Source organism: Micromonospora globispora (genome assembly GCF_003857015.1).
Classification (GTDB): domain Bacteria; phylum Actinomycetota; class Actinomycetes; order Mycobacteriales; family Micromonosporaceae; genus Micromonospora; species Micromonospora globispora.
This window is the reverse complement of the sequence record NZ_QGGF01000637.1, coordinates 1-2,284: the sequence shown is the minus strand read 5'-3', so window position 1 is coordinate 2,284 and position 2,284 is coordinate 1. Positions and strand designations below refer to the sequence as shown.

General features: G+C 75.3%; 2 protein-coding genes and 1 pseudogene. 1 reads left to right on the top strand and 2 read right to left on the bottom strand.

Features of this window, described 5'->3' with window-relative positions:
• Positions 1 to 38 precede the first annotated feature (38 nt).
• Positions 39 to 470, bottom strand: a pseudogene (locus tag DKL51_RS31175) (FAD-dependent oxidoreductase); the annotation flags it as partial.
• Between the two features lie 11 nt (positions 471 to 481).
• The gene (hemE, locus tag DKL51_RS31170) at positions 482 to 1,573 is read right to left on the bottom strand and encodes a uroporphyrinogen decarboxylase (protein WP_109942693.1); all 1,092 of its coding nucleotides are present in this window, start codon (positions 1,571 to 1,573) and stop codon (positions 482 to 484) included.
• 164 nt (positions 1,574 to 1,737) lie between these two features.
• On the opposite strand from hemE, the gene DKL51_RS31165 reads away from it, so the two are divergent.
• A partial coding sequence (locus DKL51_RS31165; RefSeq protein WP_148097897.1) for a DUF3000 domain-containing protein occupies positions 1,738 to 2,284 on the top strand: 547 nt, incomplete at its 3' end.

The window sequence follows — 2,284 nt, the reverse complement described above, 5'->3', positions numbered from 1 at the left end:
ACCGTCGGCGAGCTCGACTACGCCAGCGTGGCGCTGATCACCATGGCTCTGCCCGAGCCGGAGCTGCCCGGGCTGTCCGGGTTCCTGGTGCCCGCCACCGCGGCCACCTTCTCCAGATCCCCCGGTACGCCGACCAGGGTGCCGCCCGGGACCGGGCGCAGCCGCCCGTCGACGGCGAGCGCCGCCTGCCCGACGGTGGGGTGGACGATCGCGTCGGCCAGCCCGACCCGGCGGACCAGGGTCACCGCGGCGGACTCCCCGCCAGCCGGGTCGCGCATCAGGAACGACTCGGCGCCGAACTCGACGGCCTGCCCGGCCAGCTCACCGGTGCGCAGCTTGCCACCGAGGAGGCCGGACTGCTCGTACACGGTGATCTCGGTGCCGGCCGGGGCGCGGTCGCGCAACCGGACGGCGGCGGCCAGCCCGGTGATCCCCCCACCGATGATCGCGACCCGCCACGGTTGCCGCACGGTGAACTCCCTTACTCGACGGGTCGCGCGGAGAGCTCGTGCACCAGCGCGACCACTCTGGTCAGCACGTCGGGGTCGGTCTCCGGCAGCACGCCGTGACCGAGGTTGAACACGTGACCCGGGGCGGCCCGCCCCTGGTCGAGGATCCGCCGCACCTCGGCCTCGACCACCGGCCAGGGGGCGAGCAGCACGCACGGGTCGAGGTTGCCCTGGACGGCCCGGTCCGGGCCGATCCGGCGGGTGGCGACGTCCAGCGGGGTACGCCAGTCCACGCCGACCACGTCCGCGCCGGCCTCGCCCATCGCGCCGAGCAGTTCGCCGGTGCCGACCCCGAAGTGGATCCGGGGCACGCCCGCATCGGCCAGCCCGGAGAGCACCGCGGCCGAGTGCGGCAGCACGTAACGGCGGTAGTCGGCCTCGGAGAGTGCGCCGGCCCAGGAGTCGAAAAGCTGCACCGCGGAGACCCCGGCGTCGACCTGCACCCGCAGGAAGGAAAGGGTCACCTCGGCAAGCCGGGCGCAGAGCGCGTGCCACAGCTCCGGCTGCCCGTACATGAGCGCCTTGGTCTTCGCGTGGGTCCGCGACGGGCCACCCTCGACCAGGTAGCTGGCCAGGGTGAACGGCGCGCCGGCGAAGCCGATCAGCGGGGTGTCGCCCAGCTCGGCCACCAGTAGGCGGACCGCCTCGTCCACGTAGGAGACGTCGTCGCGGGTGATCCGGCGGATCCGCTCGACGTCGTCGGCGGTGCGCACCGGCTCGGCGACCACCGGACCGGTGCCGGGCACGATGTCCAGGTCGACCCCGGCGGCGGCCACCGGGACCACGATGTCGCTGAACAGGATCGCCGCGTCGACCCCGTGCCGGCGGACCGGCTGGAGGGTGATCTCCGCGACCAGGTCGGGACGGCGGCACGACTCCAGCATCGGCACGTTGGCCCGGATCTCGCGGTACTCCGGCAGCGACCGGCCGGCCTGGCGCATGAACCAGACGGGGGTGCGCGGGCCGGGCTCGCGGCGGCAGGCCCGGACGAACGGCGAGTCGGCCGGCCCGCCGCGGCGGGGTTCTCCGTCTCGGGCCACAGTGCCCGTGGTGTCGGTGGTCATCGCGGCAATCGTGCCACGGGGCCGGTGGGCGGCAGCGGGCACCGTCACCTTTTGTGACCGGGTACGCGACGGCGGCGGCCGGGCGTCCCGGCGACCGATGATCGTGAGCGCCCGCTCGGCGCGCCGTGACCGCGACGGGCTGGGCGGCGGCATAGGCTGCCCGCATGGCCCCTCCGATCGCGCTCCCGGAAACCTTCGCCCGCGCGGTCGCCGGGCTGCGGTCGGTGACACCCCGGTCCGAGATCGTGCTGGAGGAGGTCGGCGCCCCCCAGCGCCTGGCGCCGTACGCGTTCGCGCTCTCCGCCGCGGTGCTGCGGGACGGCGACGAGGTGGCCACCGGGCGGTTGATCCTGCTGCACGACCCGGCCGGGCACGAGGCGTGGCAGGGCACCCTGCGACTGGTCACCTACGTGACGGCCGAGCTGGAGGTGGATCTGGCCGCCGACCCGCTGCTGCCGGGTGTCGGCTGGACCTGGCTGACCGACGCGCTGGACGCGCAGGACGCCCGGCACCGGGCGATCGGCGGCACCGTCACCCAGACCCTGTCCACCCGCTTCGGTGAGCTCGCCGGGCCGCCCGCGGCCGGGGACATCGAGATCCGCGCCTCGTGGACGCCGCTCGGTGCCGACCTGGCGCCGCACCTGCTGGGCTGGTGCGCCCTGCTGGCGTCGACGGCCGGCCTGCCGCCACCCGGCGTCACGGCCCTGCCGT

Bases quoted from the DNA above. Each gene is read 5' to 3' on its own strand.
- hemE (WP_109942693.1), bottom strand. From the start codon at position 1,573: ATGACCACCGACACCACGGGCACTGTGGCCCGAGACGGAGAACCCCGC.